This is a genomic window from Pseudomonas sp. GW823-FHT02C05 (assembly GCF_058797595.1).
This window is the reverse complement of the sequence record NZ_JBXAJU010000001.1, coordinates 2307441-2322462: the sequence shown is the minus strand read 5'-3', so window position 1 is coordinate 2322462 and position 15022 is coordinate 2307441. Positions and strand designations below refer to the sequence as shown.

At 66.3% G+C, this 15022-nt stretch carries 16 protein-coding genes; 3 read left to right on the top strand and 13 right to left on the bottom strand.

Going from position 1 to position 15022, the window contains the following annotated elements:
- Nucleotides 1-50 precede the first annotated feature (50 nt).
- The 3 genes from AC1RGE_RS10420 (at nucleotide 51) to AC1RGE_RS10410 (ending at nucleotide 2922) form a co-directional block, all read left to right on the top strand.
- A complete protein-coding gene (locus AC1RGE_RS10420) occupies nucleotides 51-1049 on the top strand; it encodes a cyclase family protein (RefSeq protein WP_019092926.1) in 999 nt (332 codons plus the stop codon).
- Between the two features lie 108 nt (nucleotides 1050-1157).
- Nucleotides 1158-2153, top strand: coding sequence for a diaminopimelate epimerase (locus AC1RGE_RS10415; protein ID WP_492584165.1), 996 nt, complete (start codon nucleotides 1158-1160; stop codon nucleotides 2151-2153).
- 109 nt (nucleotides 2154-2262) lie between these two features.
- A complete protein-coding gene (locus AC1RGE_RS10410) occupies nucleotides 2263-2922 on the top strand; it encodes a hypothetical protein (protein WP_492584163.1) in 660 nt (219 codons plus the stop codon).
- A 13-nt stretch (nucleotides 2923-2935) separates the two neighbouring features.
- Here the strand turns inward: AC1RGE_RS10410 and codA are convergent, their stop codons facing one another.
- The 13 genes from codA to AC1RGE_RS10345 all read right to left on the bottom strand — a co-directional run bounded on the left by codA (nucleotide 2936) and on the right by AC1RGE_RS10345 (nucleotide 15006).
- Complete coding sequence (gene codA, locus AC1RGE_RS10405) at nucleotides 2936-4192, bottom strand: cytosine deaminase (RefSeq protein WP_492584161.1); 1257 nt, start codon at nucleotides 4190-4192, stop codon at nucleotides 2936-2938.
- 170 nt (nucleotides 4193-4362) lie between these two features.
- Nucleotides 4363-5634 carry a cytosine permease gene (gene codB, locus AC1RGE_RS10400; protein ID WP_065363197.1) on the bottom strand — a complete coding sequence of 424 codons (1272 nt, stop codon included), beginning with the start codon at nucleotides 5632-5634 and terminating at the stop codon, nucleotides 4363-4365.
- A gap of 172 nt (nucleotides 5635-5806) precedes the next feature.
- Entirely contained in the window at nucleotides 5807-6004 is a 198-nt protein-coding gene (locus AC1RGE_RS10395) for a helix-turn-helix transcriptional regulator (protein ID WP_011062315.1), read from the bottom strand.
- On the bottom strand, nucleotides 6001-6375 hold the full coding sequence (locus AC1RGE_RS10390) for a hypothetical protein (RefSeq protein WP_011062314.1): 375 nt from the start codon (nucleotides 6373-6375) through the stop codon (nucleotides 6001-6003). The genes AC1RGE_RS10395 and AC1RGE_RS10390 overlap by 4 nt, the downstream gene beginning before the upstream one ends.
- Nucleotides 6376-6461: 86 nt before the next feature.
- Complete coding sequence (locus AC1RGE_RS10385) at nucleotides 6462-7085, bottom strand: NUDIX hydrolase (RefSeq protein WP_011062313.1); 624 nt, start codon at nucleotides 7083-7085, stop codon at nucleotides 6462-6464.
- Between the two features lie 101 nt (nucleotides 7086-7186).
- On the bottom strand, nucleotides 7187-8158 hold the full coding sequence (locus tag AC1RGE_RS10380) for an ABC transporter ATP-binding protein (protein ID WP_342402374.1): 972 nt from the start codon (nucleotides 8156-8158) through the stop codon (nucleotides 7187-7189).
- A complete protein-coding gene (locus tag AC1RGE_RS10375) occupies nucleotides 8155-9150 on the bottom strand; it encodes an ABC transporter ATP-binding protein (protein WP_492584159.1) in 996 nt (331 codons plus the stop codon). Before AC1RGE_RS10375 ends, AC1RGE_RS10380 begins: the two co-directional genes overlap by 4 nt.
- Nucleotides 9147-10046 carry a D,D-dipeptide ABC transporter permease gene (gene ddpC, locus AC1RGE_RS10370; RefSeq protein WP_015636372.1) on the bottom strand — a complete coding sequence of 300 codons (900 nt, stop codon included), beginning with the start codon at nucleotides 10044-10046 and terminating at the stop codon, nucleotides 9147-9149. The genes AC1RGE_RS10375 and ddpC overlap by 4 nt, the downstream gene beginning before the upstream one ends.
- Before the next feature lies 1 nt (nucleotide 10047).
- On the bottom strand, nucleotides 10048-11064 hold the full coding sequence (locus AC1RGE_RS10365) for an ABC transporter permease (RefSeq protein WP_011062309.1): 1017 nt from the start codon (nucleotides 11062-11064) through the stop codon (nucleotides 10048-10050).
- 118 nt (nucleotides 11065-11182) lie between these two features.
- Complete coding sequence (locus tag AC1RGE_RS10360; RefSeq protein ID WP_492584157.1) at nucleotides 11183-12760, bottom strand: ABC transporter substrate-binding protein; 1578 nt, start codon at nucleotides 12758-12760, stop codon at nucleotides 11183-11185.
- 148 nt (nucleotides 12761-12908) lie between these two features.
- On the bottom strand, nucleotides 12909-13466 hold the full coding sequence (gene ddpX / locus AC1RGE_RS10355; protein ID WP_492584155.1) for a D-alanyl-D-alanine dipeptidase: 558 nt from the start codon (nucleotides 13464-13466) through the stop codon (nucleotides 12909-12911).
- Between the two features lie 32 nt (nucleotides 13467-13498).
- Nucleotides 13499-14359 (bottom strand): MurR/RpiR family transcriptional regulator, encoded by an 861-nt coding sequence (locus AC1RGE_RS10350; protein ID WP_015636369.1) that lies wholly within the window; start codon nucleotides 14357-14359, stop codon nucleotides 13499-13501.
- A gap of 140 nt (nucleotides 14360-14499) precedes the next feature.
- Complete coding sequence (locus AC1RGE_RS10345) at nucleotides 14500-15006, bottom strand: nucleoside 2-deoxyribosyltransferase (RefSeq protein WP_011062305.1); 507 nt, start codon at nucleotides 15004-15006, stop codon at nucleotides 14500-14502.
- Between the last annotated feature and the right edge of the window lie 16 nt (nucleotides 15007-15022).

Sequence of the window (15022 nt, the reverse complement as noted above, 5' to 3'; positions counted from 1 at the left end):
CTGATCTGCCACTCAATACCATGGGCACCTCATTTCACAGGAGTGTTGTCATGGCGATTCGCGCAATGTCGAAGATGGTTTCCGGGCTACTGGCCCTGTCCCTGGTCAGCGGGCTGTGCAGTGCCGCCGAGGCGGCCCGGCCCGAGGTGGGCATCAGCCCATGGGGCCCCAAGGACGAGATCGGTCGCCTGAACCTGATCACCCCCCAGTCCCGGGCGGCGATCATGGCCCGGGTCACTGGTGAACAGGCCTATGACCTGGCGGTGGATTACTTTGTCGGCATGCCCAGCTGGCAGGCCGCCGGCGACCCGCCTTACCAGATGTGGATGACCCACACCCCCCACGGCAACGTGATCGCCGACCCGATGCAAGTGGGCGAGCCAATGAACCAGCACGTCAGCTACAGCGGTTCGGCGGTGTCGATGTACGCCCATATGGGCACCCATATCGATGCCCTGAACCACTTCGGCCTCAACGGCAAGATCTGGAACGGCTACCGCGCCGACCAGCACCTGGGGGACCGCGGCTGGAACGTCACTGGTGCGGAAAAACTGCCGCCGATCATTGCTCGCGGTGTGCTGATCGATGTGCCCGCGGCCAAGGGCCTGGAGCAGTTGGCGGACAGCTACCGGGTCACCCGCGCCGACCTGCAGCAGGCCCTGGCCAGGCAGAAGGTGGCGCTGGAAAAGGGCGACGTGGTGCTGATCCGCACCGGGCGCATGCGTGACTACGACAATGCCCAGCGCTACATGGCCAACCCGCCGGGCCTGAGCCTGGACGCGGCGAAGTTCCTGGTGGAAGAGGGCGGCGCCATGGTGGTGGGGGCGGACAACCTGAGCTTTGAAACCTTCCCGTCCGAGGTCGAGGGCAACTACCTGCCGCTGCACACTTACCTGCTGGCGATGCAGGGCGCGCCGATCATGGAGCTGGTGAACCTGGAAGGGCTGGCCCGGGACAAGGTCTACCAGTTCGCCTTTATCGGTGCCTCGCTCAAGTTGCGTGGCGCGGACGCCGCGCCGATCCGCCCCATGGCCCTGCCGATCCGCTGAGCCGAGGCGTGGCGATGCCCCGCGCGCTCACCGGGAGTCTCCAGGCCTCTGGTCGAGCCGCCGGTTTCTCCGTAATGTCAGCGGCTCGGTTTTCCAGGAGGCGGTGTGATGGCGGCGTTCTACGATGCACGGGGCAACATCTATGGGGTGGTGACACCCGCGCGGTTGCGCAGCCTGGGGGTCGCCTTGCCCAGCAGCGCCGCCCAGGCCGCGCGGGACCGGCGCTTGTGGAGCGAGCAGGCCATCGCCGCCCTCTGTGACTGGGCTCCGGGCACCCGCCCGCCGGGGGCCAAGGCCCACCGTAGCGATGGTCTGCTGGTGGGGCCGTTCCAGGACGTGGCGCCCTTCGATCTGCTGATCGTCAACACCGACGGCACCCTGGCCGAGCGCAGTGGCAATGGCCTGACCATCTTTGCCCAGGCCCTGGCCGAGCAGGGGTTGCTGGCCGAGCAGGGGCCAACCCTGTTGCAGGTGCACCATGACCAGCCCACCGGTACCTCGCCGGTGGCCACCGTGGTGGAGCCGGCCCGGGTGGCGGGGGTGCCAGGGTTCTGGCTGGACCTCGGCCAGCCGTCCTTCGGGCCCGAGGCGGTGGCCGCCATTGGCGTCGAGGCGGTGACCTTGAACGGTCGCGAGCTGAGCCGGGTGGCGCCGTTGCAGGCACTCGACCCGCGGTGGGAGCACAGCCAGTTCGTGCGCATCGGCAACCCGCACTGCGTGACCCTGCTGGAGGATGCCGAGGCCTTGCCCGGCAACCCGCAGATGCTCGAAGCGCCCCTGGCCGAAGGGCTGACGGCCACTGCTTTTGCCTTGCCCCTGGGCAGCGGCGAACCGTGCCCGGCAGGGGTCAACCTGCAATGGGCGATGCGCGAGTCGGCGCAGCGCATCGTCGCCCGGGTGTTCGAACGCGGCGAAGGGCCGACCGCGTCTTCCGGCACCAGTGCCAGCGCTGTGGCTTGCGCGGCCTGGCGGGTGGGCTGGGTCAAGGCCGGACGGGTCGAAGTGCTGATGCCGGGCGGCACCGCGCCCTTGATGTTGCAAGAGACCGACGGGGTGTTGACCCGGGTGAGCCTGTTCGGCACGGCGCTGGCACTGGCTGAGTGAGGACGCCGGAGTCGCGGTGGCGGAGTGCAAAACGGCTGGAGTTTCTATAGCGTGGCGGCAGTCGCGGCTGGTCGCTCGATACAGCCCACATTTACCGAAAGGACTCGACATGCAAAAAGGAACGCCTCGCCGAGCTTTGCTCAAAGGCACGGTTATGGCCCTGGGGGCTGCGGTCGCTGGCAGCCTTGGCGGCTGTCTGACCAGCAGGCTGTACGAAAGCCGGGCCAGCAATGAGGTCTATACGGAAACCGTCAGCCAGTTCTACATCACGGCGGACGCGAAGAGCTTCGTCATTCTTGGCAAGCAGTATCACTACTTCGTAATGGTCGATCCTGAGTTGCTGAAGGCCATCAAGTCGGACCTGCATGGGAAAATGCAGGCCGAGTTTTCGCAGATCCTCGTCAATGCGTGGCAGAACCTGGAGGGTGAGCTGGTCCTGAGGATACCCGGGCTGGACCAGCTCGACGCCCAGCAGATCGATGCAGCCCAGGCGTTGGGCTTCGTTGTTGCAAGGTCGCAGAACGCCCTGTTGCACCGCTATGCCATTCGCGGCAGCCGCTTTGAGTCAAAGCGGGATATCAGCGCCTATCCGGCCAACGCGTTGAACAGCACCTACACCCTGTACTTCTCGGCGTACCGGGAGAAGAGCAAGGTCGGGCAGGTGCTGCTGACGCCGGTGACCCTCACCGCAGACGGCGTATTGACGATCCTCGCCCTGCCGCTGTTGCCGGTGGCGTTCATGGCGGCCCAGCCGTTTCGGGTCAAGTAAGCATCGCCACGGGTCAGTCGCCGGCCAGTTGCACCTGGGCCATCTGCCGCTGCATCAGCACCTTGCCGTGGCGGATCGAGTATAGCGCCAAGCCCTGGCTGCGGATCATTTCGTAGTCGCTGTCGGCCGAGAGGATCAGCAGGTTCGCCGGTCGACCTTCTTCAATGCCGTAACCCTCGCCCAGGGCCAGGGCCTTGGCGCTGTTGTCGGTGACCAGATCCAGGGCGCTCTGCAGGGTGCGGTAACCGAGCATGTGGCAGATGTGCAGGCCGGCTTCCAGCACCCGCAGGATGTTGCCGTTACCCAGGGGGTACCAGGGGTCGACAATCGAGTCCTGGCCAAAGCACACGTTCATTCCCGCTTCCAGCAACTCATTCACCCGGGTCACGCCACGGCGTTTCGGGAAGGTGTCGAAGCGCCCCTGCAGGTGAATGCTCTCGGTGGGGCAGGAGACAAAGCTGATGCCGGAATGCCCCAGCAGGCGGAACAGCTTGGCGCAGTAGGCGTTGTCGTAGGAGCCCATGGCGGTGGTGTGGCTGGCGGTGACCCGGGAGCCCATGTCGCGGCTGCGGGCTTCTTCGGCCAGCACTTCGAGAAAGCGCGAGTGCGGGTCGTCGGTTTCATCGCAGTGCACATCCACCAGGCAGTCGTTGCGTTCGGCCAGGTCCATGAGGAACTTCACCGAACTCACGCCCTGGTCCCGGGTGTATTCGAAATGGGGGATACCGCCCACCACATCGGCGCCCAGGCGGATGGCTTCTTCCATCAGCTCGCGGCCGTTGCGGAACGATTCGATGCCTTCCTGGGGGAAGGCGACGATCTGCAGGTCGATCAGGTGCGCGCTTTGCTCGCGCACTTCGAGCATGGCCTTGAGGGCGGTGAGGTCCGGGTCGGTGACGTCGACATGGGTGCGTACATGCTGGATGCCGTGGGCGGCCAGGGCGCGGATGGTCTTGTGGGCGCGGGCGCGGGTGTCTTCGGCGGTGATGGTGGCCTTGCGTTCGCCCCAGCACTCGATGCCTTCGAACAGGGTGCCGCTCATGTTCCAGCGCGGCTCGCCCGCGGTGAGGGTGGCGTCCAGGTGAATGTGCGGTTCGACGAAGGGCGGCACCACCAGGTTGCCGCCGGCATCCAGGTGCTCGGGGCCGAAGGCCGGCGCGGCGGTGGGGGCGTCCGGGCCCTGCTGGACGATGCGGGCGATGCGGCCGTTTTCCAGGTGCAGTTGGTGCAGGCCTTCACGGTGGCGCAGGCGGGCGTTGGTGATCAGCATCGGAGCGGTTCCTCGGGTCGGGCAATCAGCGGTTCAGCCGTGGGATCCGGGCGGCGGCCCTTGTCCCTCGGTCATTGGGCTGTGCTTCAACCGGTACCGGTCGAAGCAGGCAGGTGGTTCGGGGCGGGTCATGATAGACCCGGAACGCGCCGGGAGGGCAAGGCCCGGGTTCAGGCCCGGGCGTCGAGGGTGGCGCTGGTGCGGGCGCCGAGCCAGGCGCTGAGCAGGACATAGCTCAGGCTGGCCACGCCGATGCCCACCAGCGGCGCGACCCAGGGCGAGCAGAAGGCCGCCAGGGTGCCCAGGCCATAGGCGGCCAGGCCCGGCCAGTTCCAGGCCGGCAACTGGCTGTCGGCCAGGCGCGGGTAGCGGCCACGCCAGCGGTAGAAGAAGTCCGCCATGATCACCCCGCCAATCGGCGGAATCACCGTGCCCAGCAGGATCAGGTAGGGCACCAGCAGGTCGTACATGCCGAGCATCGCCAGCAGGGTGCCGATCAGCGCGCCCACCAGGGTCACGGTCTTGCGCCGGTCGGTGCGCAACAGGTTGCAGCCGGCCACGGCGAAGTTGTAGATGGTGTTGTCCTGGGTGCTCCAGATGTTCAACAGCAGCATGGCCATGGCCGCCATGGCAAAACCCTGGAGCAGCAGCACTTCGACCACGTCCGGCTGCTGGTAGACGATGGCGCCGTAGGCACCGATCAGCACCATCAGGCCGTTGCCGATAAAGAAGCCGATCAGGCTGGCGCTCACCGCCACCCGCGCCGAGCGGGAAAAACGGGTCCAGTTGGTGGCCTGGGTGGCGCCGCTGACGAAGGTGCCGAACACCAGGGTGATGGCGCTGGAAAGGTCCAGGCTGGCGCTTGGCGTGACCCTCAGCAAACCGTCGAGGCCGCCGATCTGCCGGGTGGCCACCCACATCGACAGCAGCAACAGCAGGCCCATGGCCGGCACCGCGATCCAGGACAGGATCTCCAGGCCGCGATAACCGATGTAGGCGGTGGCGCAGAAGGCCATGCCGAACAGCAGCATCAGCCCCAGTACCGCACCCGGATCCAGCTGGAAATACTTGCCCAGCACCACCGCGGCGGTGGCGGTGCCCCAGGCGTACCAGCCGATCTGGGTGAAACCCAGGATCAGGTCGCTGAGCTTGCTGCCCCGTTCGCCGAAGCAGAAGCGCCCCATCAGCACCGTGTTCAGCCCGCTCTTGAAGGCGATGTAGCCGAGGCTGGCGGCGTAGATCCCCAGCAGCAGGTTGCCGACGAGGATCACCACCAGCAGGGTGGTGAAGTCGAAGGCCACCCCCAGCTTGCCGCCGGCGAACATGGTGGCAGTGAAGAAGGTGAAGCCCAGCAGCACCATGGCCATGGAGGCCAGGCCCTTGCGGGCGTGCTGCGGAACTTCGCTCAAGGGGTAGTCGTTGCCGGGTTCGTGCTGGGTCATGGGCCTGTCCCTGGTCGCAGTGATGCCACGCTGTTGCAGGCGCCGTGCCAATCCTTGACGGCAGGGCCGGGCGCCCCAGCAGTTATAGCCGATGCCCGTGCCCCTGCACCGGGTGCCTGTGGCCCGGGGGCGAAAGCGGTGCACCCTTGGGCCAGATTGGTTCACCGGCGGTTCAGTCCTCGTCGGGGCTGAAAATGCTTTCGATGGGCATCTCGAAGGCCCGGGCAATCTTGAACGCCAGGGGCAGGCTGGGGTCGTAGCGCCCGGTCTCGATGGCATTCACCGTCTGCCGTGACACCTCGAGGCGGGTGGCCAGTTCGGCCTGGGACCAGCCTTGCCGGGTGCGCAGTTCGCGCAGTTGGTTGTTCATCGGTAGCGCCGCACGCCGGCCACCGTGGCCAGGGCCCAGACCAGCCCCATCACGGGCCATACGTAGAACATCGAGAGCCGGGGCAGGCCGGCGGTTTCCAGGAAGCCGTAGCTGAAGGTGATTAGCGCGGTGCAGACAAAGGACAGGCCCAGGGCTTCGAGCTGGATGCGCCGGGCCAGTTCGTCCATGCGTCGCAACTGGCGCACCACCGCCAGGGCCATGGCCACCATGGGGATCACCGGCACCAGGGCCAGGGCGATCTTGCCCGGGCCCGGGTTCATGTCCGCCAGCCAGTGGCTGCTCAGCAGCACGCAGGCGATGTAGGCCAGCAAGGCCAGGCCGAATTCCCTGAAATAGCGTTTGGTGCCCATGGGCGATCTCCTTTTAGTAAAGTGTCCTTTACATTAGGGGAGGCGCTTTTTCATGTCAAGGGTGCTTTACATTAACGCCGTCACGCTCAGTCGAAGAGGGCCACGCTGCGCCGGCCTTCGTGGAAGTCGAAGGCCTCCTGGATATCCCGTTCCACGGTGCGTCCCTGGGACAGCGGCGGCAACTGGTCCGGGGCGAAGAACGCCGCGTCGCTGGTTTCGCTGCCGGCCATCGGGGCCTCGGCGTCTTGCCGTTCGCAGAGGAAGTAGAGCTTGTAGAAGTCCCGGTGATCAGGCTTGTAGGGCCCCTTGGCCTTGTGCCGCAGGCCGTACAGCTGGCGCACCGAAACCTGCAGCCCGGCTTCTTCGCGGATTTCCTTGATGATGTTCTGCGCCGCCGACAGGCCCACATCGGCGTAGCCCCCGGGCAGGGCCCAGAGGCCGTCGTGCTGCTCGCGCACCAGGAGGATCTTGCCGTCCTCGATCAGCGCGCCGCGCACTTCCACCATCGGCGTCGAGTAGCGCTGGGCGAAGTCCGAGACCAGTTCGTTGATGCGTTCCAGGGGCACGTTGCCCAGCTGCGCGAGCATGTCGTGGGCGATCTCGGCGACTTCCTGGTAGCGCTCGCGATCATGCACGTCGCGGCAAAAATGCAGGCCGGTGGAGGCGATGGCTTGCAGGCGTTTGGCGTGGGTCAGCCAGCTGCTTTCCATGAGAGAGGTTCCTGCAACGTCAGAGAGAAGGCGCTTGTTTTAAGCCCTGGGCGCGCCGGGAGCAAGCACCACGCCGTGGCCGGCGGCGTGGCGCGGTGGGATCACCCGGTGAGCTGTTGCCGATGGCAACGCACTTGCTGCGTCGCATCGCCCAGCAGCTGTTGCGGCAGCTCGCAGCCCGGGCCGCGGCGGCTGCAGCGGTCGAAGAAGAAACAGCCGGCGGGCAGCTTGCGGTTGCCCGGCAGTTCGGTGGGCGCCGAGAGCTGGCTGTCCGCCAGGGGGGCGCCCAGGCGCGGCACTGCATCCAGCAGCAGTTGGGTGTAAGGGTGGCGCGGGCGCTCCAGCACCTGTTCGGCGCTGCCCAGCTCCACGATCTGCCCCAGGTACATCACTGCCACCCGGTCGGCCATGTGCCGGACCACCGAGACGTTGTGGGAGATCAGCACGAAGGTCAGGCCGCGGCTGCGTTGCAGGTCCGCCAGCAGGTTGAGGATCTGCGCCTGCACCGAGATGTCCAGGGCCGAGGTCGGTTCATCGAGGACGATGATGTCCGGGTTCGACGCCAGGGCCCGGGCAATGGCGATGCGCTGGCGCTGGCCGCCGGAGAACTGATGCGGGTAGCGCTCCAGGTATTCGCCGCGGATGCCTACCTGCTGCGCCACCTTGGCGGCGATCTCGCGCATCTGCGCCATTGGGGTGTTGCCCAGGGCGAACAGCGGCTCGGTGATGATCTTCCAGATCGGCAGGCGCGGGTCGAGGGACGACTGCGGGTCCTGGAACACGATCTGCACGTGGCTGTGGCGCTCGCGGTCGCTGGCGTAGGCCCAGCGCAGGTCGCCGCTGCTGGGCTTGACCAGGCCCATGAGCAGTTGCGCCAGGGTGCTCTTGCCGCAGCCGGATTCGCCGACGATGCCCAGGGTTTCCCCGGGGCGCAGTTCCAGGTCGATGCCGTTCAGGGCATGGGCGAAGGCCCGCGGCCGGCCCAGCCAGTCGTTGCTCAGGGGAAAGCGCACCTGTACATCGTTGAGGCGCAGCAGCGGCTCGCTGCCGGCCCGGGGTTGCGAAGCATTCATTGGGCGGACTCCGGGGCAGCCAGCCAGCAGGCGCTCTTGTGCTGCTGGCTGGCGTTGATCGAATGCAGCGGCGGCCGTTGGGCACACACCGCCACGGCCTGGCTGCAGCGCTCGCGGAAGGTGCAGCCGCCGGGCAGGTGAGCAAGGTTGGGCACCTGCCCGGGAATGGTCAGCAGCGGCTCGCCGGGGCGCACTTGCTCCGGCAGGCCGCTGAGCAGGCCGCGGGTGTAGGGGTGCTGCGGGTCAAGCATGACCTGGGCAGTACTGCCTTGCTCCACCACGGCGCCGGTGTACATCACATAGACCCGGTCGCAGAACTGCGAGACCACCGCCATGTCGTGGGTGATCAGCAGGATCGCGGTGCCCCGTTGCCGGGCTTTCTCGCGCAGCAACAGCAGCACCTGGCGCTGCACGGTCACGTCCAGGGCGGTGGTGGGTTCATCGGCGATCAGCAACTGCGGGTCGCAGGAAAACGCCAGGGCGATCATCACCCGCTGGCGCATGCCGCCGGACAGCTCGAAGGGGTAGGCCTGCAGCACCTGCTCGGGGTCGGCGATGTGCATGTCGCGCAGCAGGTCGATGGCCTTGGCCCGGGCCTGTTCCTGGCTCAGGCGCTGGTGATGGATGATCACGTCGAGCATCTGCCGGCCGATGCGCCGGGTCGGGTTGAGGGCGGTCATCGGCTCCTGGAAGATCATCGCCGCATCGCGGCCGCGGATCTGCAGCAGCTGTTTTTCCGGGGTGGCGAGCATGTCGCGGCCCAGCAGGCTCAGGCTGCCGGAGGTGATGCGGTAGCTGCGCTCGGGCAGCAGCCGCAGGCTGAGCATGGCGGTCACCGACTTGCCCGAGCCGGATTCGCCGACCACGCCGACGATTTCCCCCGGGTTGACGTGCAGCGACACGCCGTTGAGGGCCTGCACATTGCTGCGGTAGGCGGGGAATTCCAGGCTCAGGTTGTCGATGTTGAGAACGGCGGATGAGCTCATGGTCATTTCCCCTGTTGCCGTGGGTCGAGCAGGTCACGGATGCCGTCACCCAGCAGGTTGAAACCGGTGGCGGTGAACAGGATCGCCAGCCCGGGAAAGGTCGAGTACCACCAGTTGTCGAGGATAAAGTTGCGCCCGGTGGCCACCATCGCCCCCCATTCGGCGGTGGGCTGCTGCGCACCCAGGCCAATGAAGCCCAGGGCCGAGGCCATGAGGATGGCGCTGCCGATGTCCAGGCTCAGTTGCACCAGCAGCGGCGGCATGGCGTTGCGCCCCACGTGCCAGCTGACGATGTGCCAGCGCCCGGCGCCGTAGGTCTGGGCCGCCTTGACGTAGCCCATCTGGCGGATGCTCAGGGCCTGGCCCCGGGCCAGGCGCACATAGAACGGAATGCGCACCAGGGTGATCGCCAGCATGGCGTTGAACAGGCTCGGGCCCAGGGCGGCGGCCAGGGCCATGATCAGCACCAGCGATGGCACCGAGAGCATGATGTCCATCAGGCGCATGATCAGGCTGTCGAAGCGCCCGCCGATGATCCCCGACAGGCAGCCCAACAGGCCCCCGGCCAGGCACGAGGCGAAGGCCACGAACAGGCCCACGCCCACCGACTGGCGGCTGCCGTGGAGCACCCGGCTGAACAGGTCGCGGCCCACTTCGTCGGTGCCGAACCAATGGGCGGCGCTGGGAGCGGCCAGGCGTTGGGCCAGGTTCAGGGCATTGGGATCATGGCTCGACAGCCAGGGGGCGAAGGCCATGCACAGCAGCACCAGCAGGGTCATGCACAGCCCGGCGATGGTCAGCGGGCTTTGCCGCACGCGGTAGCCCAGGTAGGCCAGGCGGGTGCGCCAGCCGCTGGCCTGCGCGGTGGGTTGTGGCAGGGGAATGTTCAAGGGAGCGGACATCTCAACTTACCTCGCCAATGCGCGGATCGATCACCCGGTACAGCAGGTCGATCGCCATGTTCAGCAGCACATAAATGAACGACACCAGGATCGCGAAGCCCATCACCGCCGGGAAATCCAGGGCCTGGATCGACTTCACCACGTAGGCGCCCATGCCCGGCCAGGCGAATACCGTCTCGGTCAGCACCGCGCCGTACAGCAAATCGCCCAGGGTCAGGCCAAGCACCGTCACCGAGGGGATCAGGGCGTTGGGCAGGGCGTGGCGCAGGATCACCGCCCAGCGCGACAGGCCGTAGGCCCGGGCGGTGCGGATGTAGTCTTCGCCCAGTTGGTCGAGCATGGCCGAGCGGATCTGCCGCGCCACCACCCCGAGGTTGACGAAGCCCAGGGTCACTGCCGGCAGGATCAGGTGCTGCAGGGCATTGAGGAACAGTGGGATGTCCCCGGCCAGCAGCGAGTCGATCAGGTAGAAGCCGCTGACCGTGGGCGGCGGCTCCAGGCCTTCGTCCAGGCGCCCGCTGCCGGGCAGCCAGCCGAGGTGGCCGTAGAACAGCACGATCAGCCCCAGCCCCAGCCAGAACGCCGGGGTGGAAATGCCGGTGACCGCCAGGGTGCGGGCGATCTGGTCGATGAAGCGGTTGTGATAGACCGCCGACAGCACCCCCAGCGGCACCCCCACCAGCACCGACAGCAGCAGGGCGGCCAGGGCCAGCTCCAGGGTTGCCGGGAAGAAGCTCTGCAGGTCCTCCAGCACCGGGCGGCTGGTGCGGATCGAGGTGCCCAGGTCGCCGTGCAGCAGGTCGAGCATGTAGCGCCCGTACTGCTGGTACAGCGGCAGGTCCAGGCCCAGCTGGTGGCGGATGTTCTGCACGATGGCATCGCTGGCCCGGTCGCCGGCGATCAGCCGCGCCGGGTCACCGGGAATCAGGTGCGAGATGGTGAAGGTAATCAGCGAAACCCCGACCACGACCAGCAACAGGCCGAGCAGGCGTTTGCGCAACATATTCAGGAAGGCCATGAGGCAACCTCGTTAACGCTTGACGAACGGCAGGGGGCACGACGGCCCCTCGCCGGGGACACGGCAACCCGGCACCACCCCGTTTCAGGGGCCGGCGACGGGGAACGCAGGGCCGGTCCTACTTGCTGATTTCAGCGATGTTGAACACCTGTTCCAGCATCGGGTGGAACACGTAGCCCTTCACCGAATCGCGCATCGGCAGGCTGTAGTTCTTCTGGTACAGGTAGGCGTAGACGTTGTCCTTGAGGACGATCTTCTGCGCCTTCTGGTACAGCTCGATGCGCTTGGCGGTGTCGTTGGTGGCCGCCGCCTCGCGGATCAGGCTGTCCACCTCGGGGTTGCTGTAGAACGAGCGGTTGCCCGGCAAGCCCTGCAGGCTGGAGTCGAACCAGAAGTTCATGAACATGTAGGGGTCGGCGAAGTCCGGGCTCCAGGAGCCGATGGCCACGTCGTAGTCGCCCTTGCCCACCCGTTCACGCATGGTGGCGTTGGCCAGCTTCTCCATCTTCAGGTTGATGCCCAGGGGCGCCAGGCCCGCTTGCAGGGTCAGGCCGATGGACTCCCAGTTGGCGTCCTTGTCCGAGTAGAGGTAGGTCAGGTTGCTGATTTTCTGCGGGACCTTGGCCAGGCTGGCCTTGGCGCCGTCGAGGTTCTGCTGCATCAGCGGCAGGCTCGGGTCGTGGGCCCACATGCCGTCGGGGATCGGCCCGTTCATCAGCTTGGCCTGGCCCTTGAGGATGCCGTCGACGATGCCCTTGTAGTCGATGGCCTGGACCAGTGCCTGGCGCGCTTCGACGTTGTCCAGGGGCGCACGCTTGTTGTTCAGGTACAGGTAGTTGACCCGCAGCGAGGGGAAGGTCTGGATCACGATGCCTGGCTTGCCGGCCAGGGTGCCGAGCTGGTCTTCGGGCATGTCCTCGATGATGTCCAGGTCGCCGCGTTCCAGTTGCAGGCGGCGCACCGAGGCCTCGCTGATGATCTTGATCACCACCTTGTTCAGGCTCGGCTTGGGGCCGGCGTAATAGCTGTTGGGTTCCAGCGTCAGCGCCTGGCCCTTCTGCCAGTTGCTCAGGCGGAAGGCCCCGGAGCCGGCGGTGTGGGTCGAGAGGTAGGCGTTGACGTCCTCGCCCTTGTTGGCCACGTCCGGGTTGATGATGCCGCAGCCGTTGTGGGCCAGGGTGTAGAGGAAGGGCGCGTAGGGTTTCTTCAGGGTGAAGCGCACGGTCAGCGGGTCGACCACGGCCACGCTCATGTCATCCGGGAAGGCCCCGGACGGGCCTTGCTTGAGCTGCATCAGGCGGTCGAAGGAGAACTTCACCGCGGCGGCGTCCACCGGCTTGCCGTCGTCGAACTTGTTGCCCGGCTTGAGCTTGAAATCCCAGGTCAGGTTGTCGGCGGAGGTGCTCCAGCTCTCGGCCAGGTCGCCCTGGACTTCGGTGCTGCCCTTGCCGTTCTCGACCTTGTAGGTCACCAGCTTCTGGTAGGCCGGGTAGGTCACGGCCCAGTCGTTGTTGTCGATGGTCACGGCCGGGTCGAGGGTCTGCGGGTCGGCGGCCTTGCCGATCATCAGGGTGTCCTTGGGCGCAGCGGCGCTGGCCGCCTGCCAGGCCCCCAGGCTCAGGGCGGCGCACAGCAGCGACAGGGCGACACGGGTGGACAGACGCACATCAGGGTAATTGCGCAGAGTAGGGGTCATGCCGGTTTCCTTGATCATTCGATGTTGGGAAGTTCGTCAGGTTTTTTATAAAAGCTATAACCGGGCAGTTGGAGCTGAAGCGGTGTTGCAGTACGACCGGCTTGGGGCAGTTAGCTGCCTGTTGTTGTGGCCGGTGGGGAGCGGGAAATCAGTGTTCGAAGGGCTGGTCGTGCTCCTGGATCAGGGGAAAGTCCTCGGCGTTGGGCAGCTCGTAGTGCCACCACTCGGTGGGGATCGCCTCGAAGCCGGCGCTGAGCATGATCCCCAGCAGCATCAGGCGGTTGCGCTGCACCTGGGGCGGCAGGTCGCTGTAGAACTGGTGCGACTTGGGCTCCATGGCGTCGAAGGCGGTGCCCATGTCCAGCGGCTCGCCGGTTTCATCCACCAGGGTCAGGTCCACGGCCACGCCCCGGGTGTGGTGCGAGCCCAGGCGCGGGTCGCGCACGTAGTCCGGGTTGGGCAGGGCCTGCCACAGCAGGTGCTGGGCGTAGGCCGGGCGGTAGGCGTCGTAGATGCGCAGGCCCAGGCCGGCCATGCGTGCCAGCTGGCTGGCCTTGTACAGGCAGGCGGCGGCGTCCCTGTGCAGTAGGCAGCGGGCGTTGCGATAGATCACCTGGCCGGCCAGGTTGTCGGCGCTGGCGTAGATCAGGTCGATCTGAAGCTGATGGCGCTGGGCGTCGATTTCGACAAGGGGGCTGTTGTTCACTCACTCACTCCATCTGGGTTAACGCTTGAAGGTCAGGACTCGAACTGGCCGAAGGCTTCCTGCAACTGTCGGTTCTTGGCCAGGCGCTGGTCCAGGCGCTCGCCATAGCCCTCGGCCACGGCGGACACCATCAGGTTGAACAGGCAGGTCAGGGGCGCGAGGGAATCCCAGAACTGGCCGACATCGGTTTTCAGTTGCAGCAGGTCCAGCGGGTAGTCCCGGGCCCAGGGGCACTGCAGGTCGGTGACCAGGGCCAGGGGCAGGGCGTTGGCATTGGCCACTTCGCAGAAGGTCTGGGTGATGCTGGAGTAGGCGCGAAAGTCGGAGATGATCGCGTAGGGCTTGGCAAAGCCGGAGTTCAGGGTCTCGGCGTAGATGCCTGAAAGCCCGTCCACGTAGTAGACCTTGGGCCGGATGTATTCCAGGTGGCTGTGGAAGGCGTTGAGGATGCCCCGGGTCGACTGGATGCCGATGATGAACACCGCGTCGGCCTCGACGATCTGTTGCACGATGGCGGCGAAGGGCTGGCTGCGGGCCAGGCCATAGACATGCTGGATGGCCTCGATCTCGCGATGCATCGAGCGCTCCAGGGCATCGTCCTGATGGGCTTCGCTGCGAAAGGCGCCGAGCCGATCGGTGATCAGCCAGGAGGCCGGGGCATCGCCGCGCAGGCCTTGCTTGACGTCATCCAGGTTGCGATAGCCCAGCGAGCGCAGGAAGCGCCCCACGGAAATCCCCGTGGTGCCGGCTTGCTGGGCGATGCTGTCGGCGGTCTCGAAGGGCAACTGCTGCAGGTTGGCCAGCAGGTACGTGGCGATGCGCTTGCCGGTGGGGGTCAGGCTTGCAAACTGCTGTTCCAGGGTGACTTGGAAACTGTTCTTGTCCATGACCATCTCGCCGGGCGTTCGCTGGAAATGTTATTTGTGTTTCATTTTTGTATCTCGTGTTAGAAACATAACATCGGCTTTCGCAACAAGACAAGGCTTTTGTCCGGGGTGGTCGTTTTCGGCAGAAAGTGACGTTGCCGGCTATCTCAGCCCGATGGAGGGGAAGCGCTCAGCCAGCACCCGAGGTCGAAGATGGCGGCTTCCACACTGCTGCTGCGGCCGCTCCAGCTGCAGGCCAGCATCAGGTTGCGCGGCAGGTTGAAGTCCTCCACCGCAAAGCCCTGGGCGTCGCGCCCGGCGTGATCGTGGGGCACCTGCCGGCGCAGGGTGGCGGGGCCTTCGAAGTAGGCCCACACCGGTTTGCCCAGGGCGACCGCCGCGCCCACTTCGAAGGCGGTGCCGGAATCCGGCTCCAGGCCGCGAAAGTCATTCAGGTTGGCCAGCAATGCATCGCAGCCGCGGATCATCTGCAGGTTCTGCCGGTAGATCCACTGCGCGGTGGCTTCTGGCGTGAGGCGAGGTGGCGCCTGGTTATCCAGGGGAAACAGGCCGTGCAGGCCCTGGGCGCTGCACAGTTGCTTGAGGTATTCGCCATGGGCCGGGGCGTCGGCGCGAAACACATCGAAGCCGGCGAGGTAGATACGTGGAGGCATGGAGAGGGCTCCTGGG